This window comes from Prevotella pectinovora, from assembly GCF_041323955.1.
GTDB classification, from domain to species: domain Bacteria; phylum Bacteroidota; class Bacteroidia; order Bacteroidales; family Bacteroidaceae; genus Prevotella; species Prevotella pectinovora.
Genome location: NZ_JBGLIV010000001.1, coordinates 973,644 through 997,365 on the forward strand (window position 1 = coordinate 973,644; position 23,722 = coordinate 997,365).

Annotated in this window: 15 protein-coding genes, 1 pseudogene and 1 riboswitch; all 16 genes and pseudogenes read right to left on the reverse strand. The window is 47.4% G+C overall.

The window, feature by feature from the left end; all coding sequences use genetic code 11:
• Nucleotides 1-176: 176 nt before the first annotated feature.
• The 16 genes and pseudogenes from cbiB to lysS all read right to left on the reverse strand — a co-directional run bounded on the left by cbiB (nucleotide 177) and on the right by lysS (nucleotide 23,488).
• Nucleotides 177-1,175, reverse strand: coding sequence for an adenosylcobinamide-phosphate synthase CbiB (cbiB, locus tag ACDC99_RS03845; RefSeq protein ID WP_288744966.1), 999 nt, complete (start codon nucleotides 1,173-1,175; stop codon nucleotides 177-179).
• Nucleotides 1,172-2,185 carry an aminotransferase class I/II-fold pyridoxal phosphate-dependent enzyme gene (locus tag ACDC99_RS03850; protein ID WP_370755887.1) on the reverse strand — a complete coding sequence of 338 codons (1,014 nt, stop codon included), beginning with the start codon at nucleotides 2,183-2,185 and terminating at the stop codon, nucleotides 1,172-1,174. The genes cbiB and ACDC99_RS03850 overlap by 4 nt, the downstream gene beginning before the upstream one ends.
• Nucleotides 2,182-3,645: a cobyric acid synthase gene (locus ACDC99_RS03855; RefSeq protein WP_370755888.1), complete on the reverse strand. Its 1,464-nt coding sequence runs from the start codon at nucleotides 3,643-3,645 to the stop codon at nucleotides 2,182-2,184. The genes ACDC99_RS03850 and ACDC99_RS03855 overlap by 4 nt, the downstream gene beginning before the upstream one ends.
• Before the next feature lie 4 nt (nucleotides 3,646-3,649).
• Nucleotides 3,650-4,941 (reverse strand): annotated as a pseudogene (locus tag ACDC99_RS03860) (cobyrinate a,c-diamide synthase).
• 20 nt (nucleotides 4,942-4,961) lie between these two features.
• Complete coding sequence (locus tag ACDC99_RS03865) at nucleotides 4,962-6,005, reverse strand: iron chelate uptake ABC transporter family permease subunit (RefSeq protein ID WP_370755889.1); 1,044 nt, start codon at nucleotides 6,003-6,005, stop codon at nucleotides 4,962-4,964.
• Nucleotides 5,987-7,759 carry a cobalt-precorrin-5B (C(1))-methyltransferase CbiD gene (gene cbiD, locus ACDC99_RS03870; protein ID WP_022317277.1) on the reverse strand — a complete coding sequence of 591 codons (1,773 nt, stop codon included), beginning with the start codon at nucleotides 7,757-7,759 and terminating at the stop codon, nucleotides 5,987-5,989. Before cbiD ends, ACDC99_RS03865 begins: the two co-directional genes overlap by 19 nt.
• Nucleotides 7,756-9,579 (reverse strand): precorrin-4 C(11)-methyltransferase, encoded by a 1,824-nt coding sequence (cobM, locus tag ACDC99_RS03875; protein WP_370755891.1) that lies wholly within the window; start codon nucleotides 9,577-9,579, stop codon nucleotides 7,756-7,758. The genes cbiD and cobM overlap by 4 nt, the downstream gene beginning before the upstream one ends.
• A 38-nt stretch (nucleotides 9,580-9,617) precedes the next feature.
• Nucleotides 9,618-10,787, reverse strand: coding sequence for a bifunctional cobalt-precorrin-7 (C(5))-methyltransferase/cobalt-precorrin-6B (C(15))-methyltransferase (locus ACDC99_RS03880; protein WP_044064550.1), 1,170 nt, complete (start codon nucleotides 10,785-10,787; stop codon nucleotides 9,618-9,620).
• Nucleotides 10,788-10,809: 22 nt separating this feature from the next.
• On the reverse strand, nucleotides 10,810-12,210 hold the full coding sequence (gene cobJ, locus ACDC99_RS03885) for a precorrin-3B C(17)-methyltransferase (protein WP_370755892.1): 1,401 nt from the start codon (nucleotides 12,208-12,210) through the stop codon (nucleotides 10,810-10,812).
• A gap of 1 nt (nucleotide 12,211) precedes the next feature.
• Nucleotides 12,212-14,290 (reverse strand): TonB-dependent receptor plug domain-containing protein, encoded by a 2,079-nt coding sequence (locus ACDC99_RS03890; protein WP_370755894.1) that lies wholly within the window; start codon nucleotides 14,288-14,290, stop codon nucleotides 12,212-12,214.
• A 48-nt stretch (nucleotides 14,291-14,338) separates the two neighbouring features.
• On the reverse strand, nucleotides 14,339-15,442 hold the full coding sequence (locus tag ACDC99_RS03895) for an ABC transporter substrate-binding protein (protein ID WP_022317272.1): 1,104 nt from the start codon (nucleotides 15,440-15,442) through the stop codon (nucleotides 14,339-14,341).
• Nucleotides 15,443-15,567: 125 nt separating this feature from the next.
• Entirely contained in the window at nucleotides 15,568-16,647 is a 1,080-nt protein-coding gene (locus ACDC99_RS03900) for a sirohydrochlorin cobaltochelatase (RefSeq protein ID WP_370755895.1), read from the reverse strand.
• Nucleotides 16,634-18,799, reverse strand: a complete 2,166-nt coding sequence (locus ACDC99_RS03905) for a TonB-dependent receptor plug domain-containing protein (protein WP_302749776.1) — start codon at nucleotides 18,797-18,799, stop codon at nucleotides 16,634-16,636. Before ACDC99_RS03905 ends, ACDC99_RS03900 begins: the two co-directional genes overlap by 14 nt.
• 36 nt (nucleotides 18,800-18,835) lie before the next feature.
• Nucleotides 18,836-19,031, reverse strand: a riboswitch (cobalamin riboswitch).
• A gap of 235 nt (nucleotides 19,032-19,266) precedes the next feature.
• Nucleotides 19,267-20,625, reverse strand: a complete 1,359-nt coding sequence (locus ACDC99_RS03910) for a glucose-6-phosphate isomerase (RefSeq protein ID WP_044064554.1) — start codon at nucleotides 20,623-20,625, stop codon at nucleotides 19,267-19,269.
• A gap of 28 nt (nucleotides 20,626-20,653) precedes the next feature.
• Nucleotides 20,654-21,649: an NAD(P)H-dependent glycerol-3-phosphate dehydrogenase gene (locus ACDC99_RS03915; protein WP_044073219.1), complete on the reverse strand. Its 996-nt coding sequence runs from the start codon at nucleotides 21,647-21,649 to the stop codon at nucleotides 20,654-20,656.
• A 78-nt stretch (nucleotides 21,650-21,727) separates the two neighbouring features.
• Complete coding sequence (lysS, locus tag ACDC99_RS03920; RefSeq protein WP_022317267.1) at nucleotides 21,728-23,488, reverse strand: lysine--tRNA ligase; 1,761 nt, start codon at nucleotides 23,486-23,488, stop codon at nucleotides 21,728-21,730.
• Nucleotides 23,489-23,722: the final 234 nt, after the last annotated feature.

Consider the following 23,722-nt stretch of genomic DNA (forward strand, 5'->3'; position numbering starts at 1 on the left):
GTGGAATAAAAACTTTTATCTGGACAAGTATGATTGTTCTGCGAAATTGGTCTGTTGCCTTTTGACAAGCGGCAGACAATTTGGAAATGCTATAAAAAAAGATGCGTCTTGCAATGGCAGGATGCATCTTTTTTTATAGGCTGATAAGAATATCCTTCCTCCTGGCAGACCACGGACTATACAACAATGGCAGCAGCTGCCACTACAGCGATGATTTCAGCAGCAAGGCAGATGTGCAGACTTGATGTCATGTCGGAGAATGTTATAGGACGGGCATTTGAACCGATATAGGGCTTATAGAACAGTTCGCCGAAATAATCGTGAGGACCGCCGAAACGGCAGTCGAGCAATGACGAGAGAGCGGCCTCAGGCCATCCGCTGTTAGGCGAGGCATGGCAACGGGAGTAACGTCTGGTAGTTTGCAGGTAATACGCAAGAGAGCGTCGTGAGCGCGATCTGGAGAACTGCATATAGCCCCATCCTGCCAATATCATCAGCAGGGCGGTGAGGCGTGCAGGCAGATAGTTGGCTATGTCGTCGATGCGGGCTGCCCAGCAGCCGAAGTCTTTGTAGCGCTTGTTCTGATAGCCTATCATGGAGTCGAGGGTGTTTATCATCTTATAGGCCATCATTCCCGGCACACCAAGCAGGGCAAACCAGAAAAGCGGAGCAATGACACCATCGGAGAGGTTTTCGGCAAGTGTCTCCAGAGCTGCCGTAGACACTTCCTGCCGGGAGAGCGACAGAGTGTCGCGGCCCACAATCCTGGCCACCTGCTGTCGGCCCTCGTCAAGTCCCAGTTCTAGTTTTCCGAATACCATCCTCACTTCGCGGCGCAACGTCTTTCCGGCAAGGCAGAAGAAGACGCAGAGCGACCCCAACGCATAGGAGAGCAGCGGAAAAGCCCATCCCGTGTCGTAGCTGTCTGTCAGCATTCTGAGCGCCTCTGTCAGCAGCCACATGATGCCGAACGTCATCAAGATGCTTGAAACGGCAAAGACAGCACCTTTAAGTCGCTTTCTTTTGCCGCGGTTGAGCCTGTGTTCGCCCATGGAAATCCATCTGCCCATATATACCACGGGGTGGGGGAGCCGTGAGGGGTCGCCGAAGATGATGTCGAGAGCCCAACCTGTGAGAAGGCTTGCTAACATGATGTGGGTATTCAGAAAATTCATTGTTTCATCCATTCTTCCAGAGATTTTATCAGTTTGTCGTTTTCTTCGCGAGTCTGCACGGCTATGCGGAAATGCTGCGGAGTGAGCGTCTCGAAGTTGCTTGCGTCACGTATCAGTATGCTGTGTGAAGCAACGAGGAATTCCTTCAGCGTGGCAGCGTCTGATTCCGGCAGTCTGCAGAGCAGCATGTTTGAGTCTGAAGGATACGTCATTATGCCAAGTTCCTCAATGAGCCTGCCTACCCGTTCCCGCTCAGAGCAGAGAGCCGCCGTGTCGATGCTATAGTCTTCATGGTGTTTGAGCAGAAACATGCCGGCGCAGATGGCAAGGCTGTTTACCGACCACGGCATGCGGTGGCTGCGGAGCAGGGATATGAGCCGGCGGCTGGCAGTGACGAAGCCGAGGCGCAGTCCGGGGATTCCGAAGTCTTTTGTCATGGAGTTCAGCAGAAGCACATTGCCTTGACGGGCACACTCCCGGGGCTGGAGAGTACGCTTGGGCGTGTAGTGGGAGTAGCTCTGGTCGATAATGAACAATGTGTCGGGATTGTTGCTGATGACGGCAGACACGACATCGTGGTCTGTCACGGTGCCTGTAGGGTTGTTGGGGTTGCAGAACCACACGGTGTCGTTGTTGCCGAACCGGTCGGATGGCGTTATCTTTGACAGGGTGTGGATCCGGCTGCCGTACATGCTGCAGGCGTCGCCATATTCTGCGAAGGTGGGTTGCAGGATGTGTTGTGTCTTCCCACTGAAACATTGGGCAATGAGGTATATGGCCTCCGTGGCTCCGTTGGTCACCATAATGCAGTCTGCCTCAACACCTGTCTGCCGTGCTATCGCTCTTTCGAGAGATGCTGGCGCAGGTTCAGGGTAGCTTGTTATGAGTGGCAACTTTTCGGAGAGATAGGCGAAAAGCCGCGAATGGTCGAAGTGGTTGAATATGTTGGTGGAGAAGTTCATCTCCACATTCTTGTATTTATATAGGTCGTCACCGTGTCCATGTATCATGGTGTCATTATTTTGATAAGTTTTTCTATGTCTACATATTTTCTCACGTGGTCGGCAAGGAGGTCGTACTGTCTGTTCTTGAATTCCTCAATGCTGACATTGCCTGCCTTGGCTTTACTCTTGCAGAGGGGGGTGATGAAATGGTCTGTCACGGCAGAGTTGTCGAGAAATCCGTGGAGGTAGGTGCCCGTGCAGTTGTTTCCGCTGACAATAAGGTCGGCTTTCTGGCCAGCTCTGTCGTTGCCCTGGCTGTAGGTGGTAATGCCCTGATGGATTTCGTAGCCTTTGCACTCTTTACCGTTGAAAATGAAATCCGTCTGCCGTGTGGTCTTTTCTGGCAACATCTCGGTTATGGTGTCGAGAAGGCCGAGTCCGGGCAGTTGCGGAATGCTGCCTTCCACGGCATGAGGATCGAGCACCGATTGCCCCAACATCTGATAGCCGCCACAGATGCCGATGACGGTCTTCCCGTTGCGATGTGCCCTTACTATTGCTTGGGCAACACCGTTTTTGCGCAATTCGTATAAATCGTCGAGGGTTGCTTTCGTGCCGGGCAGAATGATGATGTCGGCTTTTTCTATATCGGCGGTATTGTTGGTATAGAACAGGTTGACGCGCTCGTCGCGCTCCAGTATGTTGAAGTCTGTGAAGTTTGATATATGTCGGAGCAGCACCACCGCAACGTTCACCTTGTCGGTAGCCATCTGACGGGCTTTGCGCTCCAGGTCCACGCTGTCTTCCTCTTCTATCACGATGTCTTTGAACATCGGTACTATGCCCAGCACAGGGATGCCGCATATCTGCTCCAGTAGTTTCTTTCCCTCATCGAAGAGACGAATGTCTCCGCGGAACTTGTTTATTATTATGCCCTTTATCCTCTTCCTGTCATCGGGAGTCTGCAGCATCACACTGCCATAGCATGATGCAAATACACCGCCACGGTCTATATCAGCCACGAGAATTACGTCAGCGTCGGCATGCCGGGCCATTGGCATGTTCACGAGGTCTGAGTCGCGTAGGTTTATTTCAGACACGCTCCCGGCACCCTCCATGATAATCGGACAGAAAGATTGGCTGAGCCTGTCGAAGGCTGCGTTCACTGCCTTGCGTAGTTCTTCGCGACCCTCTTTGCGGAAATAATCGTATGCCGAGCGGTTGCCTATCGGTCGTCCGTTCAGTACCACTTGTGTGGTGTGTTCGGAGTTGGGTTTCAGCAGCAGGGGGTTCATGTCTGTAGTGCAGACCACTCCGGCAGCTTCTGCCTGTACAGCCTGGGCACGGCCGATTTCCAGTCCGTCGGGTGTGGCATAAGAGTTGAGAGCCATGTTCTGCGCCTTGAAAGGGGCAGGGTGGTAGCCCTCCTGCAAGAAGATGCGGCAGAGGGCAGTGGCAATTATGCTTTTGCCTACGTCGCTTCCAGTGCCTGCAAGCATTAAAGGGTGTAATATATTGTGTGTCATAATGTTATAGTCTGATTGTTGAAATTTTGAAGAAGGGGAATCCAGTCTCTGCCCAATACCAGTGGGTGTAGCCTGCTACTACATTTTTATATCTGTATAGAGCCGTGGTGGTCTTGGTGTTTTTTGCAGAAAGCTGTATGCATTCTTTGTGTATTTCCCCATTGTAAAAGCTCTTGTTGTGAGAGGTCTCGTCTGTCAGTGTAACGTCATCATTGATGTCGGAATAATGGAATTCATGTCCTCTTATGCATTGGTTCCTGCCATCGATTGTCAGATACATCTGTCTGTAGCCCAGATGCAGGCGGGCGTCGCGCATCGAGGCGCTGAAAGGGAAGACACCGCACATCGGAATGTTGTCAATATCGTGGCACAGGTACATGAAACCTCCACATTCTGCAAATATCCTGCCTCCGTTTTCGGCATAGGCCTTGATTTCTGCCATCATTTCAGAATTTCCCGAGATGTCGTCGAGATATAGTTCGGGGTAGCCTCCTGGCAGATAGAGAATATCGCACGAAGGCAGATGACTGTCGTGAAGAGGTGAGAAAAACCTGACTTCGCCCATTGTGCGGAGCGAGTCGATGTTGGCACGATATATGAAGTTGAAAGCCTCGTCTTTTGCTATCAGGATTCTCATGATTCAAGGATTTTGTCAATGTCTACATGCTTTTCTATTTCTTTGGCGGCAGCTTCTATGATGCGGTTCATTTCCTGTCTTTCGGATATTGTAAGCCCAAGATGCCTGCCTGGGATTGTCAGTTCGCTGTTCTTGGCCATATAGCCAAAGCATTCCACTCCGGCGTCGTTGCAGGCAGATTTCAGAAACCGGAAATGATTTTCAGACCCTACGTAGTTGAACACCACTCCGGCAATCTGAAGATTCTTGTTGAAATTCTTGAAACCATAGATCAGCGGTGCCACGCTGTAGGCCATCGACTTTGCGTTGACGATGAGGATGACAGGAAGATGGAGCATGATGGCAATCTCGGCGCTGCTGCCGTGAAAACCGTCGTAGCCGTCGAAGAGTCCCATCACGCCTTCTGCTATTGCAACGTCGGCATTTTGTGAATAATCCGAGAATATTTTTCTTACATGTTGGGCAGAGGCCATGAAGGTGTCGAGGTTAAGGCTCTCGTTGCCTGACGCCATATGGTGGAAGATGGTGTCGATATAGTCAGGGCCGCATTTGAAAGGCTGCACGCAGAGTCCTCGTTGGGTGAGAGCACGCAGCAGTCCCATTGTGAATGTCGTTTTGCCGCTGTTTGATGTGGCGGCTCCTATGAGGAATGATTTCATTGTCGCTATGTTTATGTTTGTCAGATCAGGTTTCTTTTCTTTTTCAGTAGGATAGACAATGCTATCGGTGCTCCGATGAGCGATGTGACTGAGTTAATCGGAAGTGCTCCTTCGAAGCCTGGCATTCGGGCAATGAAGTTGCAAAGCAGAGCCAATGCCGCTCCGCAAAGCACGTTGGCTGGCAGCAATATATTGTGGTCGGTGGTGTTGAAAAGACCGCGGCATATGTGAGGCACGGCAAGACCGAGGAACATTATAGGACCACAATTGGCGGTAACGATAGCGGTGAGAGTGCCGGCGGAGGCAATAGTAAGCATTCGTGCCCGTTTGACATTGAGACCGAGATTCGTGGCATAGAGGTCACCCAAGAGCAAGATGTTCAGTGGCTTTGCGAGTAGCATGACAAATGGCAGGAGAAAAGCGGTGAGACCGGTGAATACATATACCTGTCCGCCTGTGACGCGGGAGAAGGAACCGAGCCCCCAGATTACGTAGGCTCGTATATCTTCCTCGCTTGAGAAATATTTGAGCACTCCGATGATGGCTGTGGCAATATAGCCTATGAGTACACCGGTGATGAGCAGAGTGACGTTGCCTTCCACCTTATGGGAGAGAAAGACTATCAGCGACATCACGAGCATGGCACCGAAAATGGCGGCAATGGTTATGGCTGTGTTGCCGATAATGCCGAAACTCGACAGGGCTGTGCCGCCGATGGCTCCGCTTAGCAATACAACGAAAGCTACACCAAGACTTGCAGCACTGGAAATGCCCAGTACGGAAGGTCCGGCAAGGGGATTGCGGAAGACTGTCTGCATCTCAAGTCCGGCTACAGACAAGCCTGCGCCACAGGCCATGGCTGTGATGGTTTGAGGCAATCGCGTGTATATTATGATATTTGTCCACACCTCAGCATTCGCTCCTTGCAGGGCCTTGTCGCTGAAGGGATTGAGGATTGTCAATACAGCGTTTACGGGAATGGCTACTGAGCCTACAGCCAGATTCAGCATAGCCAGAACTATGATGCCCAGTATGAGCAATGTCATCATTGTAGAGTGTCGCATATCAGTTTTATTTTTATTTCTCCTTGCGGGAAAACAGTCTTGGTGTTTTCATGGCAGAGAGATTTTATCCTTTCGAAAAAACAGGCTGGCATGATGTTCCATAGCTCCCTTGCCATTGTTATGTGGCTGATGGGAGATGGGTCTATGCCGAGTTGCTTGGCGGTGGAGATAAGGAAATCTTTGTTCATAACCACTTTGTGTGAGTGAGTGTCTAGGTTCCCATCCGCCAATTTCACTGCTTTTCCTATCATGATGGCGAGAGTTGCACGCCTGAATCCAATATCATAGGCAGCTTTCAGCGCCTCGCCAATGAAATTGCCGTAGTGTATGCAGCGTATGTCCCTTTCTTCCCTCAATGCCTTTTCGCTTTTCATTCCGGCAACGAGTCCGATCTCTCGTCGCCCCATGGCCCATGCCACTTCCAGTTCGCGGCGTATGCTTCGTATGAAGGCATCGTTGGAAAGAGGGTGGACAATGCCTGATGTGCCTAAGATGCTAATGCCACCAACCACACCTACCCTCGGATTGAAAGTATGTTTGGCTATTTCCTCTCCGTTCTCCACGCTTATCGTTACATCAACGTCCATGTTCGTGATACGGCTTATTTCATTTATAATCATTTTACGGGGCGTTGGGTTCACGGCAGGTTCGCCGATAGGGATGCCCAAGCCTGGAAGAGTGACGGTGCCAACGCCACTGCCATGAAGAAACCTTATCTGTTGTCGGCTCATCGTTGGATTGCCTGTATCCTGTTGTCTGACAGGGCAAGAGATGCGAGATGTTATTCTACAGCCTCTTGTCACATCCGGATCGTCGCTGAAGTCTTTTGTGACGGTGGCAATTCCTTTGGCGTTGTGTTCAACGGGGATAGTGAGTATTTCACCATCAGGAAGAGAGAAGGAAACTTCCTCGTCGTCATCATCAAACAAGAGGGAGAGAAGTGCTGCTTTTGTAGCAGCTGTGGCGCAGGCACCGGTAGTGAGACCTGTTTTCAGTGGAAAGAAATCGGGCATCATCTGTTCGATGCTTCGTCTTAGTCCGTATTTTCCTGTTACGTAAACCCAATCGCCGGGAAGTGCAGGATGCTCGATTACGTAGATTTTCAGCCCTAGTTTTTGTGCTGCCTCTATCTTTGCGTCGAATCCTCCGGACAATCCGCTTTCCTTGGTCAGTATGGCATCGCAGCCAATGCGCTTCATCATGGCCTTTTCAGCTTCGGCTGATGGTATCTCAAGGTTTTCGTTATACATTACCAGATGCTCACTTGGAAAACCTGAGACCTCCGCTTTGTCAAGACTCTCCTGTCTGTCGAGGATTCGGAAGAAAGTTGTATGTTTCCGCCAATAAGCTTCCAACTTACTGATAGTGTTTACTCCACTCAACGCCAGCAGACAGTTGATGTCGTCAGCTTCGAGTCTACTGATAGCTTCTTCATAGCTATGGCAATATGTCACACCGATGGCGTGGCGTGGGAAAGAACGTTCAACCCTTATTACAGGAATGCCTGCTTCTTCAATCGCCTTGTGCAGGTTTTCGGCAAAGGGGTGGGCAGCGTCGATGATGCAGCCGATATTATTGTCGTGGCAGAATGACTTTATCTCAGTGGCGGACATGCTTCCAGAGAGACGCACGCCGTTGTGCATCTCCACTTCTTGCAGCTTGCTTCTTGTGGAGTAATAGAATGGCTTTCCTGCTTCTTCGCATACCTCCACAGCGATGCGGCCTTCTGTTGTGCCGCCAAAGATAAGTATCATTCTTTACCCTTTCTGAATAGATGAGTGAAATGTCCGTCGTAGAGTTTGCTCAGACCATTACGATTGTCGATAGCCTCTCCTACAACTATCATTGTTGTGAGAGTAAGGTTGTTGTCCTTGAGAATCTTGGACAGGTCTTTCAGTTGGCCACGATAAATGCGCTGCTCTTTCCATGTTAATTTATAGCATGCCGCAACAGGCGTTTCGGGAGGATAACCTCCATCGAGGAGTTCTTTCATCACTTCGTCTACAATGCTGGCACTGAGGAATATACACATAGTGGATTGATGTTCTGCCAAGAGATGGAGCTTCTCTTTGTCGGGCATTGGAGTACGTCCTTCGCCACGGGTCAGGATGATAGTCTGACATTTTTCCGGGATTGTGAACTGGCTTCTGAGTTCTGCAGCGGCAGCAAGAAAACTGCTGATACCAGGAGTGATGTGGTAATGCATACCGTATTCATCGAAATATGCCATCTGTTCCTGTATGGCACCATAGATACAAGGGTCGCCTGTATGGAGACGCACTATGAGTTTTCCTTCGTCATAGAATTTCTTCATCAGGTGGAATTGCTCCTCAAGGTCCATTCCTGCAGATGAGCGTACTGTGGCTCCCGCTTTGGCACAGTATGTCAGTTCCTTGGGTACAAGACTTCCTGCATAAAGGATAAGATCTGCCTGCTCGAGGAATTTCCTGCCGCGCACGCTTATAAGATCAGGGTCGCCTGGACCAGCCCCCACTATTTCTATGTGTCCGTTGTCAAGGCTATTGTTCATGTCTGGTTTGTGGCATGCAGATTCGTCTTCACCAAGAGCCCATGTATAGAAAAACGTCTTGTCGCCGGCAGACACACTACCTTTCTGTTTCTCCACCACCAAACTGCCGTTTCTGCTTGCAGCCAATGCGGAAGCCTCAGCAACACCAAGGCAGCCTGTCACTTCAAATACCTTGTCGGAAGGGTTCGGAACCTCTATCTGGCAAAGAGTCTCGGCAGGATAGATATTCAGTTCGGCCCATGGCAATAGGGCTTGGAGTTTCTTCAATGCAGCCTCGTCTTTCTTCAATGTTATTGTTGAGACAGTTCGTATGCTCTCCATAGCATAGCCTTCATTGCGGACATTCGACAATATTTCGTTGGCAATACCAGTGGGAGCGTCTTTCTGGCAACCAATGCCGAGATTGAGGCATTGCGGACAATACTGGATATGTTTCACTCTGCTTATGTCATATCTGTGTGGAGACACCAAGATCAGCAATTCTTTATTCCATTTGTCATTACCGGTAGTCTTGTCGTTAGAATTGCCATCTGACAAATAGTCATTATAGCTGTCGTAGACTGTGACATGTGTCGGGCATGAGGATTTCAAATATCTTGTTCCTTCGTCATCCACTTCACACACGAGGGCGGTTGGGCATTTGTTGACAAATGTAGCGATGACTTTATTCATTTCCTCATTTGTCATTTTGGTGATTTGCCATCCGAAGCGCTTGGCTATGGTGTCGAGAGACCACAGACCGGTATTGTCGCTCTGGGTGGTTATAATAGCCTCAGCATTTATAACTTTCGCTATTTCTCGGGCAAGGCCGTTGGCACCGCCCACGTGTCCGCTCAAAACAGGAATTACGTATTTCCCTGTTGAGTCTACACATACTACTGCGGGGTCGGTGTGTTTGTCTTTGACAATGGGAAGTATTTTTCTCACGCAGATGCCCAATGCTCCGATGAAGACTATCGCCTCACCATCAAAGCACAAGTTTCCTTTTCGTATTTTGTCTGCAAGACGTCTGCCTGCATCGTTTATTGTCTCGTATTTTATCATATTGCTTTCAAACGTATTGTGTTCTACAACACAGGAGCTCATATCGCTCTCATTATTGTAATAGGGTTGTTGCCGTCAACAGTTATCGTGTGTAGTATTTCTGTTGTCATGCCTAACTCTCTCGTAATGCTGAAGAAAGAGTCTTTGCTTGTTTCGCTGACAGAATTGAAAACTATGCAACCAGAGTGAGACAAGACATTTTTTACTTTTATAAGTACTTCTTTCATCTTGCCTCCATAACCGCCGATGAATACGGCGTCGGGCAGGGGGCAGTCGCTTATGTCCATATTGCAGAAGTCGCCTATCCTTGCGTCAATGCCAGGGGCATGGAATTTCCTGGAGTTTGCAAGCATGAGTTCCTTTCCCTCGTCGCGTATTTCGAATGCCGTGACCTTCAGATGAGGATAGGCGAGCTTGGCCTCAATGCTCACGCTACCAGTACAGAATCCTATATCCCAGAAGGATTTCTTTTCAGCCAACTGAAGGGCCGACAAAGATGCCATACGTACGGGCATTTTAGTTATCATCCTGCTGCGGCCATCCAGCAAGTGGAAGGCTTCGTCTGGGATGCCGATATTCTGGCGTATGAGTTTTCTTTGTTCCAATATTATGCAATTAGGGGTAGAGTAACCTTTGGCAGGGTCGTATTGTCCAAAGTTCTCTTTTTCTTCATTGCCAAGGTTTTCACCCACATACATTTCGTAGTTGTCGTAGCCATAGGTGTGCATTCTTTGCCATATCTCATGTGGAGTCTTGTTCTTGTCGGTGAGACAGCCAATGAGACGTTCTCCGCGTATGAGGGCTTCGTCTAACCGGTCCCACGGTCTGCCGGTAAGCGATGCCGTGTACATGTCATTATAAGCGAGATTCAGTTTGTGTGCAAGTAGCTGAAGAGAGTTGAATGTGGGAAACACTTTCATTTGTACTTCAGGAAAAGACCTCTTTACGGTATTGGCGAAACCATAGAACAGGGGGTCGCCTGAGGCGAAAATTACCAGTTCATCATGGTGCTTGTATTTTTCCAGTACGTCGGTAATTGGTATGGTAATGTTTATCCATACGTATCTGGTGGGCAACATGCTGGCTATGATTTCATGATGGCGCATACCACCGGAGAAGACTCTTCCTGCGGATATGATTTTCATGACCTCTGGTGTGAGGCAAAGTCTGTGGCTGTCGGAGAGTCCTATAATATAACATTTATTCATGTCTTCACTACTTATAATAGGGTTATACGTCTCTGCCCGGTCTCAATTGTTCTGCATCGTCGAATGTCAGAATGCTGTTTATGAGCGTTGCTGCAAGATTACTTCCGCCCTTTCTTCCGTCAATTATGATTTTAGGTATATCGGTGAGAGCCTTGGCAGCGTGTTTGCTTTCCTCAACATGTACGAATCCGACAGGTGCTCCCACTATTCCTGCAGGTCTGCAAATTTGTTTTCTTACTAGCGAACAGAGTTCCAGCAGTGCTGTAGGAGCATTGCCGAAGGCATATAGGGCGTTGGGATGCTCTTGTGAAGCAAGCCGCATCCCGGCCTGAGCGCGGGTTATGTTTTTTTCTTTGGCCATTTCTATGGCGCGGGGGGCATTGATGTAGCATACGGTTTCTATTCCAAGTCGCTCCAGTGCTCCCTTGCGTATGCCGGATGCTACCATAGAGACATCTGTAACAATAACCTTTATTTCTCTGCTTTTTACCTTGTCGTAAATCTTTGCTGTGGCTTCGTTGTCCATCCACAACAGGTTTTCCATATCGAAGTCTGCCGTAGTATGAATGGTATGAAGGAGTGGCCATAGTTTCCATGTAGGGATGTCCCGGTTCTTCAGTTCATTTCTGATAGTTCGGAAAGACTTTATCATTATGCTTTGCCCCACTTTGCAATCTTCATCCTCCTTGTCTTTGCGGTAATAGCCACGTGGGGTGATGAACGATCCGTTCCAGTTGTAAGACTGGCTGTTGCCAATTATTACCACTGTAAACATATCTATATCCTCAGGATTGAAATCCTTCAGCGTTGTGATCTTTACACTTTGTTCTTCACGTCCTGCTTGTCTCACGTATCCTACGATATTGTCCTCGCTTCTATATTTGAGAAACAGTTCTTTCAGACGGTACAACTGCCAGTATCTGCCGTTGCTTTTAGGGTTATATACGGCAGTGATGAAGTCAGCTTCCGCTGCAGCAACAATTCTTTTCTCTATCACATGCCAGGGCGTCATGAGGTCGCTCATGGATATTACGCAGAAGTCATGTCCCATCGGAGCTCCGAGGAGGGAGGCTGCTTTCTGGAATGCGCTGATGCCGGGTATTGAGACGATTTCCACTTTGGATTCCTTCTCACGCTTCATCTCATAAATGAGAGGAGCCATGCCATATATGCCGGCATCGCCGCTGGAAACCACACACACGGTATTCCCCTTCTCGGCATATTCAAAGGCCATCTCGGCACGTTGGCGTTCTTTTTTCATTCCGGTGTCTATGCAGACTGTATCGTCGGATATGAACTTCTCGATGAACTGGAAGTAATATTTGTATCCTACAACTACGTTACTGTCTGCTACGGCCTGTTGAAGTGCGGGAGTTATATCTTCCGCACTGCCAGGTCCGATGCCTGCCACATATATTCTCATATCAGTCTTTGAATTTTAAAGTTACACTCAATATAACGGATCTTCCAGGATTTATTGTAGAGAAATTAGAATTCCAGTAAGATGTGTCACGCTTGTTGAAGATATTGTCTATGCCTACACCTGGTGTTATGGTAAATTGTTTCAGGCTGAAAGTGTGCCGCGTAACAATGTCCCATTGCTGATATTCAGGAGCGTAACCATATGTATTTGAGTATCTTTTGCCCTGTATGTGACCGTTGATCTGGGTGTTTAGATGATATGAACCCCAGCTTTTGTCCCATGCGGCAGATACATTTACAACATTTTTCACGCTCTTGTCCACTGGAGTTTCTGACATCTTATATTGTTGTGTCTTTTTGTCAAGCGTCACGCTTTTTGCCTTGGTATCGCAGAATGTATAGCCTGCAGAAGCAGAGAATCCATATGGGAGAAGAAGCTTTAAGTTTGTTGATATTCCCTTTATGGTGGCTTTGTCTATATTGTCGCGTTGACGTATAGTTGTCCAGCCTTCATTATAGAGTGCCGTCAGTTTCTCACTGGCTTCAATCTCAGCCTGTGTCATGGTGCGGTAGTTTATCATGTTGCGGATATTGTTGAGGAATCCGCTGACGCTCAGGGTGAACCACTTGTTGGCATATTCCAGGTTGGCATTCCAGAATCTGTTCTTTTCGGGCTTCAGCATGGTGTTGTTGATTGTGTATCGGGCAGATGTCTTAGTCTGGTCGGTAGCATAAAGCTGAGAGAGGGTAGGGGTACGGTAGCCTTCAGCATAGCTTACTCTGGCTCTGAATCCGGCGATGTGATAGAAGAGGGCCGCGTTTGGAGTCACATTGCTTCCGAAGTGCTTGTTGTAGGTATATCTCAGTCCCACAACAGCTTCCAGACCTTTGACAATGCGGATTTCATCCTGTGCGAACAGGTTGTATGTATATGTGCTCTCCTTGTCAATATTGTCAGAGGCGCTCTTCAGGTTTTCCTGTTCCATCTCTATGCCAGCCGATAGCTTGTTACAGTTGTTGAGCCTGAAAATACCTTTTATGGTCTCGTTTATATACTGTGTGTTCTTGCGTGTTTCGTCGTAAGCTTCTTTGGTTGCCGTTTGCCAGTAGTCATAAGCCGACTTGAAGTTGTCCATGTATACGTCAAAGTAGAGATGCACATTTCTGTTTGGCACCCATCTTGCACCAGCTCCCAGGTTGTATGTCCTGTGTTTTATATCGTAGGTGTAGGCTTGCTTTGAAGTATAAGTATAAGTCTTGTCCCCCGTAGTCTTGTCGGTTGTTGCTTTCTGTGTGTAGTATGTAGCGTTTCTGTCGCGTCCGGTTTTGTGACCATATAGGTTGCCGGAAAGGTAGATGTCGATTTCGTCATTGAATCTCCACTCCAGCCTCTCGCTGATGTTGTCAGACTTGAAAGCCGTAGACATCGGTCTGCCGGTAAGCTTCAATACGGATTCGTCGCCTTCCTTGAATTCCTGATATCTGTTCACTTGCCAGTTGTCAGCCTGACGGTGGTTATAGCTTGTGTGGCTTGAGAATTTTCCCTTTGTTATATCCACGTTGATATCCTGGTCGAATCTGCCTTTGTTCATCACTTTTGTGCTACTTGTCACCTCAAGGTTGTTTTTGCCATCGTCTGTGATTACGTTTATCACTCCGGCTATGGCATTACTTCCATAAAGGGCGCTTGCTGCTCCCGACAGGATTTCTATGCGCTTGATGTTGTCAATGCTGATACGGTTCCATCTGTCGTCGCCCGACATTCTCTTGCCGTTTACGAGAATCAGCATGTATGCGTCGCTTATTCCGTTGAAATTCACGGTGGTGCCCATTCCGTTTGTATAGGTGGTTATGTTTGATGTGAGTTTGGCCAAGGCTTCCTGAAGACTTGTCACATTGGCATTTTTCAGTTCTTTTGCCGAGATTACCTTCACTTCAACGGGTGAGTTTTCTGCCTTTCTATAGGTGCCTGTACCTGTTACGATAACAGGATTGAGTATATTCTCGCGAACTTTGTCATTCTGTGCTGATGCAATGCTTGGTATAGTCAGGGCAAAGGGTAAAAATATAAGGCGATTCATAAATATCTTGCTTTTTTCAAGTTGTATAATTGATTGTTTAATTGAATGTTACTTTATTAGTTTATAGTATTTAGGAATATAGCTTGGCAGTATTTCCGGATGGAAAGCTTTCACGAAGTCTGCGAGCAAGAAGTGTGGCTGCACTCCGCCAAGCTCTCTGTAAGGCGTCTGGCTCAAGTCGCAGAAGATTACCCTCTTGTTCTTGAAAGCGTCCATAGTGGCATATCTGGCATCTTCGTTTGCAAGTTCTTTCAATGAGAAATTGCCTTTCGATGAACCATCCGTCTGCCAGAAGTCAGCATGAATTCCTTTGGCATAAACAGATTCGAAGTCGAGGGCAATGCCACCAGACTCCTTGTTGTCTTTCATTATATAGTCTGCACCTGCATCTCTGAACAGTTGTGCCATATAGCTTCTGCCGCCCACGATATACCATCCGTCTCGAAGCTGTCTGCCGCTTATCACGGTTGGGAGTTTCTTGTTGTCAGAGGTTGCCTTTTCCACTTCTTCCTTCAGAGTGTTGTATTTTTTCTCGATGTCAGCGAAAACTGCATTAGCCCTTTTCGTTTCTCCTGTGAGGATGCCAACGAGCTTTATCCATTCAGCCTGTCCCAGTGGGTTAGTTTCTTTGTATCCGTGATGGAAGATAAGAGGAATGCCACATTCTTTCAGAGCTTCAAACCCTCCATATTTGCTTGCGCTCACGAGGATAAAGTCAGGTTTTGTGCGCATCACGGTTTCAAGGTCGAAGTTTCCTTCTTTCCCTATCTCAGCTGTCTTTCCGCTTTCAAGTTGGTCAAGCATCCTGAGTGAGAAGATATGTCGTAGAGAATTGATTCCGACGATTTTGTCTTCCAGACCGAGTACTTCAAAATTTCCGAGTTGTAAAGCCGTGGTGCATATAAAGCGTGAAGAAGATTTTCTGATTGTGATGTGTTGAGGCTTGCTTGCTTTGGCAGCAGGGTCAGGGTTTGTTATAGTGACATGTATGCCGTCGGGTTTGTATTCTACTTTCAGTCCTTTGGCATATTTTATCTCTATCGTGTCGCTATAGTCTTCAATGTGTGAAAGTACAGAGTCCTGGTCGTGGTACAGGCTGTCTGCAACAAGCTCTTTCTTGCCGTCCTGAGCTGTGGCGCAAGAAATGAGCATAGTCATTATTACTGCAAAATAATATAAAATTTTCATGTGTCTAAATAAACGGTAAAAACAAGTACGCAGAACATGCATGTTGTTCCGCGTCCCTGTTATATATAAACCGGTTCTATGATTGATTATTATTCCTCTGGATACATTGAATGGTAAGCGTCTTCAAGAAGCTCAGCATTCTTCGTATGGTTTATCCATATCTGGCGGATAGTAGGCAACTCCAGGAGTCCGAGTGGGTTGCCGTTGGTCTGAGGAACTACAGATGTGAAGCCTTTGTGGTTGAAGAACTCAAACCAGCTGTTGTCTTCACTTGTCGGCTCACTTGCGTCCCAATAGTCGTTTCCCTCGCCAGCCATATCGTTGTGTGCGTGGTCACCGGCTATAGACATCAGAGCGTGGAGATAAACCTTGCCAGAAGTGATGTTGTTGTTCTGCATACGTGCCATTACATTCTGCTTGTAGTTGTCCTTCATGTCAACAGTACCTACGTAGTAGTTCTTGCTGTAAGTCTGCAGGGCCTTTTCAAGCTGTGTGTAGCGGATGTTTGCCTTGAAAGAGTCGTAGTTGTCAGGGTTTCCGTGACCCATAAAAGCAACAACGCCCTGTGCCGCCTCGTCTTGATAGAGGTCATTGAGCAGTTTTGCCACGTCGTCAACCTCGTCAAGGTCGTTGAGCAAAGGCATACCGAGGTGGATCTCTACGGTCTTCAGATATTCGTCATCGAGGTGTGCATCCTTTACATAACCGTTGTTGGCGAATTTCTTTACGGCAGCAACAACATTTGCGAACTCCTCTCCAGGGATAACCTGGAGGCTCTGCACGTAAACAGTCTTGTACTTTGCAGCACCGATGGCGTGGAGCAAATAACGTGGCTCATAATAGTTGCGTGACTCGCCATGTTCTCCAGCACTGGCACGGTTGATGCAGATGTCAGAAGAGAAGCAGAAGTAAACGTCTGCATCTGGGAAAGCATCCTCATAAGCCTTTTTCGTGTCATCAAAAGCGGCGAAGGCATTTGTCCAAGTAGAACCGAAGGCTACGAGCAGCACGGCTTTGTCTTTGCCCGACTTGGCTTTCTGTGCAGCCACCTGCTGGTCGTTCATGGAATACTCAGAGATGATGCTCTGCTTAGAGTCATCATCATCGTCGCAAGCTGTAAAGCTCAATACAGCGAGCAACATCATCAGAAAGATTTTAATCTTCTTCATCTTGTTTTTTGTTTTGTTTATAATTATGGTTGAAAATCTTCTTTCCTTTGTTGAACTTTATGGCGAATGAGGCATATATGCTTGTGCCGCCATTGTTTGTTCCGAGATGGTATGGACGCATCGTGGTGTCTTTGTAGTTGAAGATATTGTCCACTCCCAACTCTACCTTATACGACATCTCAGCTCCTGCCTTTCCGAAATCATGCGTGGTGTTGATTCGCCATATCTGATAGTGTTTGCCGTTTCCGTTGTTTTCGTAGTAGCGTTTGCTGCTGCCGCGTGTGGAGAGGCTGGCTCCAAATCGGTATACCGTAGAGAATCTGTGTCCGTAAACCAACGATGCATTCCACTTGTTGTGTGCCATACCGTCTATCACGGCCTTTTTCATCCTGTCGTGGTCTGTGTCATACATGTTGGCTTGAGTGTCGAGGTAACTGTAGTTTCCGACGATGCTCAGATCCTTGTATATATTATACGACAGGTTGACGTCTATGCCATAAGTCTTGGCGTTTTCCATGTTTTTGTAACGTCTTGCCGTTACTTTTCCGCTGCCGTCCCCGAGATAACCGGTCGTCACGTCCTTTGGCAACTCGTCTACCGGAACGTTGACAAGTGCTATCATGTCTTCCAGTTTATTAAAGTAACCGGTTACAGAAGCAGTGAATCTCTCGTTCCTGTATTCGAGTCCAGCGCTGAAGTAGTTGCTTGTCTGTGGTTTGAGCGACGTGTTTCCCATATTGAAGAAAGTGGTCGAACCCATCACGTGCAAATATCTGTAATACAGTTCTTTAACAGTTGGCGCCTTGAATCCCTGACTCCATCCCAGACGCAGTCGGAAGTCGCCAAGACTGGCCATCGTACTCACTTTAGGCGTGAAGTGGAATCCGAATCTTGAATTGTCCACGAGTCTTGCTCCTGCCGTTATGTTCAGCCATGGAATGATGTTGAATTCGTCTTGTGCATATATAGCTCCCGTGTTGTCGTCAGCGCTACCGTTTGCAGTCCTCATTGGGGCTTTAAGATAGTCGTATCTGTATTCGGCTCCAACATTCAAGGTGTTTGCATAAGGCAGATGGAAAACGCCTTTCAGCATAGCCATCACGCGTTGCTGGTCGGCTTGCAGACGCTCTTTGCCTGGATAGAAGGGCACTCCGTGTTCCAGTTTGCCGTCTATATAGGCATCTTCGTATGTCTTGCTTGTATAGTGGTAATAGTAGGCATGCTTGTTCCAGTCCACGTCAATCGATATATAGTCCTTCTTGTCTTTGTTTGTAAACAGTTTACCGCCTATCGCTGCAGAAGCGTTGCGATAGAGCAGGTCGTATGTGTAGACGTCGCATGAGGCATAGTTGCCGTTAGTGGGTCTGTTGATGGATTTCTTGTAGAAATACCCGTCGGCATACAGTTCAAGATTCTTTGTCGGATTATATGTCAGTCTTTCGCTGATCTGCCAGTTCGTGAATTTGTTTGTTGTCTTGTTTCTTGAATCAGGTACTACGTGGCCTTCTGCAAATTCTTTTGAAGTGTTTTGCCATCCATCGTTGTGTTGCAGCTGGAAGCTGGTATACGACTGCACTTTGCCTATTCTCAGTCCCAATCCATTGCGTTGTCTGATGTCGTTGAAACGACTGTAGCGAGTTGTGTTTTCTAGAAGCAGACCTTGCGTGTCGTGTTTCTTTGTTATGATGTTTATCACTCCAGCCATGGCATCAGAACCATAGAGAGCAGATTGGGCACCTTTTACTATTTCTATTCTCTCAATATTGTTCGGGTCGATCAGTCCGAGGTCGTTTTCGCCTCCGTTGTCTCCATGTAGCCTTTTGCCGTTGATGAGAATCAGTATATAGTTGTTTCCGAGTCCTCCAAGCTGTGCTTTGCTGCCCATGTCGCCTTCGTTGAAGGCAAACGAGGCCGTAAGCCCTTCAAGGATGTCTTCCAGGGATTTACCTCCATAACTCTCTATCATCTTGTGCGAGATGACTTCTGTCTGCACAGGCACATCCTTCAGCAGGTGGCCGGTACCGGTAGCGGTCACGACAACCTCTTGCAGCGTCTTGTCGCCAGCAATATTATCTTTGCTGTTCTGGGCATTGGTGCTGATGCTATAAGCACCTGCGGCAATAGCCAATAATATGATTTTATTCTTTTGCATAATTAGATTATCTTCTCCTATCCTGGGAGCATGTTATCTACGAGTTGTGATCTGGCAGGTATTCTGACTTTCCACAGAGCCAACGCCTTCCCGACAATACTTGAAACCCTTTTGTTTCATGTCAGTGGCTTTCTGATGTTAGCTCCATAATGTGGATTACAGCTGCAGGAACAGTTCAGGTCTTTCACCTGATTCCCTTGCATGTCAGCATCGTAAATCACAGCTTTGAAATTATTGTGATTCCCTTTGCTTCTGTTACCATATCAATTGCAAAGGTACATTTAATTTGTTTGATAAACAAATTTTCACAAAGTTTTTTCGAGTAAAAGTCTGTCCACAATATAATAATGTTTTCCTTCTCTTCTTGTCTTTTCCCTATCTGGCAACATGTCTGGATGCTGCAAAAAATAAGGCAAATGCCATGTCTGACATTTGCCTTATATATATAATGTATTTTGCTTTCAAGTTTAAGCCTCTTCAGCCAAACGTTTTTTGATAGCCTTGCTGTCTTCTTCATAGCCAGGTTTGTCGAGCAAAGCAAACATGTTGCGCTTGTATGCTTCCACGCCAGGCTGGTTGAATGGGTTTACTTCGAGAAGCAGTCCGCTTATTCCGCAAGCCTTCTCGAAGAAGTATATCAGCTGACCGATGTAGTATTCGTCAAGTTTCGGAACGCTGATATGTATGTTTGGCACTCCTCCGTCGATATGAGCGAGTCTTGTTCCGAGTTCAGCCATCTTGTTCACTTCGTCCACTCGTTTTCCTGCAAGGAAGTTCAAACCGTCCAGATTGTCTTCGTCGTTAGGGAAGAGCAATTCACGGTTAGGCTTCTCTATGCTGATAACGGTTTCATAGATAGTGCGCTCGCCTTCCTGTATCCATTGTCCCATAGAATGGAGGTCTGTTGTGAAATCGCAGGAAGCGGGGAAGATTCCTTTGCCTTCTTTTCCTTCGCTTTCGCCATAGAGCTGCTTCCACCACTCTGAGAAGAAATGTAGCTTCGGCTGATAGTTCACCATTATCTCGATTTTCTTTCCAACCTCCTGATAGAGTCCGTTTCTTACGGCAGCGTATTGTGCTGCAGGGTTTTCTGCGAACGGCACGTTGATATCACAGGCTTTTTCCATTTCCACTGCACCCTCTACGAGTTTCTTGATGTCGAATCCTGCGCATGCGATAGGTAGGAGTCCTACTGGAGTGAGTACTGAGAAGCGTCCGCCGACGTTGTCCGGAATCACGAATGTCTTGTAGCCTTCTTTTGTGGCTGCTGCACGGGCAGCACCCTTCTTGGCGTCAGTAATAGCCACGATTACCTTCTTTGCTTCTTCCTTTCCGCGCTGTTCCTCACATTGCTTCTTGAGCAGTCTGAAAGTGAGTGCTGTTTCAGTAGTCGTGCCAGACTTGGATATGTTTATTACGCCGAATTTCTTGCCTTTCAGATATGCTGTCAGTTCGGAAAGATAATCCTCGCCGATATTGTTTCCTGCAAAAAGTATTGTAGGGTTGCTGCCGTCGTTGACGAGCCACTGGAAAGAGTTGCTCAGAGCTTCGATTACGGCTTTTGCGCCAAGGTAGCTTCCGCCGATACCAGCCACTACGATTGCCTCGCAGTTGCTGCGTAGGGTGTCTGCACATTGCTGGAGCTCAGCGATGAAGTCTGCAGAAATTTCTGATGGCAGATGGAGCCAGCCCAGAAAATCGTTTCCTTCACATGTGGCATTCTCCAATGCCTCTTGAGCTTTCTTGACTTTTTCTTCAAAACCTTCCACAGCTCCTGCTTTCAGAAACTGTTCGGCTTTTTTTGTGTTCAATTTTATTTTTTCCATATTCGTTTGTGATTTATGTTTGTCTTCTTTATCTGAAAGAATCTGTCAGCAGCTTTATTTCAATCTGCGGACTTATGCGTTCGTACAAGATGTTGTATACAGCATCCAGAATCGGCATGTTCACATGCATGTGTCTGTTTATCTCTTTCATGCATTTCGTTCCGAAATATCCTTCGGCTATCATCTCCATCTCTATCTGTGCGCTTTTCACGCTATATCCTTTGCCTATCATCGTTCCGAATGTGCGGTTGCGCGAGAAGTTGCTGTATGCCGTGACGAGAAGGTCGCCAAGATAGACGGAGTCATATACGCAACGCTTGATAGGGTGTACGGCAGTCAGGAATCTTGACATTTCCTGCACGGCATTAGATATGAGTACCGACTGGAAATTGTCGCCGAATTTCAGTCCGCTGCATATTCCCGACGCTATTGCATATACGTTTTTCAATACGGAAGCATATTCTATTCCGACTACATCGAGGCTTGTCTTCGTCTTGATATAGTCGTTCACCAGTATGTCTGTGAATGCCTGGGCTTTTTCCTCGTCGCAGCATCCCACGGTCAGATACGACAACCTTTCGAGTGCTACCTCTTCGGCGTGCGACGGTCCTCCAAGGCAAGCGATGTTTTCTTCCGGCACGTCGAATACGTTGTGGAAGTATTCTGAGCATACCAGGTTTTCATCGGGTACGATACCTTTTATGGCTGTGACGATGAATTTGTTTGAAATGTTTGTCTTGAGCTTCTTCAGGTGGTTTTTCAGGTATGGTGATGGTGTTACAAACACCAGCGTATCGTATTTTTCTACAATCTCGTTGATGTCTGAAGAGAAACAAATCTCATCTACATTAAATCTAACTCCCATCAGATAAGACGGGTTGTGTCCTAATCGGCGAAATTCGTCAATGCGGTCATCTCTGCGGATGTACCATCCAATGTGGTGGGTTTTTTCCACAACAATCTTTGCAATAGCCGTAGCCCAGCTACCTCCGCCAATTATTGCAATTTTACCACAGTTAAACATTCTGTCAAATTTGTTTGGGTGAGATATGTCCGGACCCATTGTTCTTTGTCGTCCGGACATATCTGGAGATATGAATTATTAAGATTCTGTCGAAGCATTTGCTTCAGCCGAAGGATTGGCTTTGTCAATCCAGTTCTGCACTTCGTCGAGAGACGGCTTTTCGTAGCCCAATTTGTATTTCTTGTTTATTTCTCCTATTTTCTGCTGGAGACCTTGCGCCTTTTCACCCTTGATGTCTGAGATGAGGTTGAATCCGGCCTTACGCATTACGTAAGCCCAATTTTCCGACACTCCGATTTCTTCCCATTCGTTTATGGTGCTTTGCGGCATTTTCTTTTCCGGCTTCATCTGTGGGAAGAACAACACTTCCTGGATGTAAGTCTTTCCCGTCATGAGCATTACGAGGCGGTCTATGCCGATGCCGATACCGCTGGTAGGAGGCATGCCGTATTGCAGCGCACGCAGGAAATCCTTGTCAATGATCATTGCCTCGTCATCGCCCTTGTCGGCAAGCTTCATCTGGTCTACGAAACGGTTCTCCTGGTCGATTGGATCGTTGAGCTCAGAGTATGCGTTGGCAAGCTCCTTGCCGTTTACCATCAGCTCGAAGCGCTCTGTAAGACCTGGTTTCGAACGGTGCATCTTTGTCAGCGGAGACATCTCCACGGGATAGTCTGTGATGAATGTAGGCTGGATGAATGTTCCTTCGCAGAACTCTCCGAAGAGTTCGTCGATGAGTTTTCCCTTGCCGAAGGTCTCGTCGACTTCCATTCCCTTTTCAAGGCAGAACGCACGGATTTCCTCTTCTGTCTTTCCGTTGCAGTCGAAACCTGTTTTCTCCTTGATGGCGTCAAGGATAGGCAGGCGGCGGTATGGAGCCTTGAAGCTCACCATCTTGCCGTCTATTTCCCTTTCAGGCGAACCGTTCACTGCTATACAGATTGTCTCGAGGAGTTTCTCTGTGAATGCCATCATCCAGTTGTAGTCCTTGTATTGCACGTAGAGCTCCATACATGTGAACTCTGGATTGTGGTTGCGGTCCATTCCCTCGTTCCTGAAGTTCTTTCCGATTTCATAAACACCTTCAAAACCGCCTACTATAAGCCTCTTCAGATACAGCTCTGTGGCAATACGCATGTACATATCCTGGTCGAGGGCGTTGAAATGAGTGATGAACGGTCTTGCTGACGCACCACCTGCGATACTCTGCAGGGTAGGGGTCTCCACCTCCGTGTAGCCGGCTTCGTCGAGCACTTTTCTCAGCGTGCGCAACACCGTGGCGCGTTTCAGGAAAGTGTCCTTCACTCCGTCGTTCACAACGAGGTCTACATATCTCTGTCTGTAGCGAAGTTCCGGATCGTCGAATTTGTCGTATGCCACTCCGTCCTTGTATTTCACGATAGGCAGCGGCTTCAGACTTTTCGAGAGCAGGGTCAGCTCCTGTGCGTGAACTGAAATCTCGCCTGTCTGTGTGCGGAATACGAATCCTTTGACACCGATGAAGTCACCGATGTCCATGAGCTTTTTGAATACTACATTATAAAGGTCCTTGTTGTCGCCGTGACAGATCTCGTCGCGTGAAACATACACCTGTATTCTTCCTTTGGAGTCTTGTATCTCAGCGAAGGATGCCTTTCCCATGACTCTGCGGCCCATCAGTCGGCCCGCTATCATCACTTGGCGAGGTTCGTCCTCGTCTTTGAACTCAGATCTTATGTCAGTACTGAAAGCGTTTGTTGGAAACTCTGCGGCAGGATATGGGTCGATGCCCATATCGCGTAGCGTCTGCAAGCTCTGGCGGCGTACAATCTCTTGTTCGCTCAATTCTAGAATGTTCATATTATATTATCTTGTAATTTTCTTTTTACGTTGAAAAGGCATTTCGGACATCAGTTGACAAGTGACCAACCTGCATCTTGTCTGCCTGTAAGCAAGTTCGGAAACTTGCTGAACTCCTATACCTTAATGCTTGATTTTGCAAAGTTAATAAATTTATTATTAAAAGCCTTGCGTTTTGTGTTTTTTTTATTCTCAACAGCTTGCTAATACTCATTAGAAGCCAGACAAAATCTA

What these genes read in the sequence shown, in the direction of transcription:
- cbiB (WP_288744966.1), bottom strand. Translation starts at nt 1,175, where the DNA reads ATGAATTTTCTGAATACCCACATCATGTTAGCAAGCCTTCTCACAGGT.
- ACDC99_RS03850 (WP_370755887.1), bottom strand. Translation starts at nt 2,185, where the DNA reads ATGATACATGGACACGGTGACGACCTATATAAATACAAGAATGTGGAG.
- ACDC99_RS03855 (WP_370755888.1), bottom strand. Translation starts at nt 3,645, where the DNA reads ATGACACACAATATATTACACCCTTTAATGCTTGCAGGCACTGGAAGC.
- ACDC99_RS03865 (WP_370755889.1), bottom strand. Translation starts at nt 6,005, where the DNA reads ATGCGACACTCTACAATGATGACATTGCTCATACTGGGCATCATAGTT.
- cbiD (WP_022317277.1), bottom strand. Translation starts at nt 7,759, where the DNA reads ATGATACTTATCTTTGGCGGCACAACAGAAGGCCGCATCGCTGTGGAG.
- cobM (WP_370755891.1), bottom strand. Translation starts at nt 9,579, where the DNA reads ATGATAAAATACGAGACAATAAACGATGCAGGCAGACGTCTTGCAGAC.
- ACDC99_RS03880 (WP_044064550.1), bottom strand. Translation starts at nt 10,787, where the DNA reads ATGAATAAATGTTATATTATAGGACTCTCCGACAGCCACAGACTTTGC.
- cobJ (WP_370755892.1), bottom strand. Translation starts at nt 12,210, where the DNA reads ATGAGAATATATGTGGCAGGCATCGGACCTGGCAGTGCGGAAGATATA.
- ACDC99_RS03890 (WP_370755894.1), bottom strand. Translation starts at nt 14,290, where the DNA reads ATGAATCGCCTTATATTTTTACCCTTTGCCCTGACTATACCAAGCATT.
- ACDC99_RS03895 (WP_022317272.1), bottom strand. Translation starts at nt 15,442, where the DNA reads ATGCTCATTTCTTGCGCCACAGCTCAGGACGGCAAGAAAGAGCTTGTT.
- ACDC99_RS03900 (WP_370755895.1), bottom strand. Translation starts at nt 16,647, where the DNA reads ATGAAGAAGATTAAAATCTTTCTGATGATGTTGCTCGCTGTATTGAGC.
- ACDC99_RS03905 (WP_302749776.1), bottom strand. Translation starts at nt 18,799, where the DNA reads ATGCAAAAGAATAAAATCATATTATTGGCTATTGCCGCAGGTGCTTAT.
- ACDC99_RS03910 (WP_044064554.1), bottom strand. Translation starts at nt 20,625, where the DNA reads ATGGAAAAAATAAAATTGAACACAAAAAAAGCCGAACAGTTTCTGAAA.
- ACDC99_RS03915 (WP_044073219.1), bottom strand. Translation starts at nt 21,649, where the DNA reads ATGTTTAACTGTGGTAAAATTGCAATAATTGGCGGAGGTAGCTGGGCT.
- lysS (WP_022317267.1), bottom strand. Translation starts at nt 23,488, where the DNA reads ATGAACATTCTAGAATTGAGCGAACAAGAGATTGTACGCCGCCAGAGC.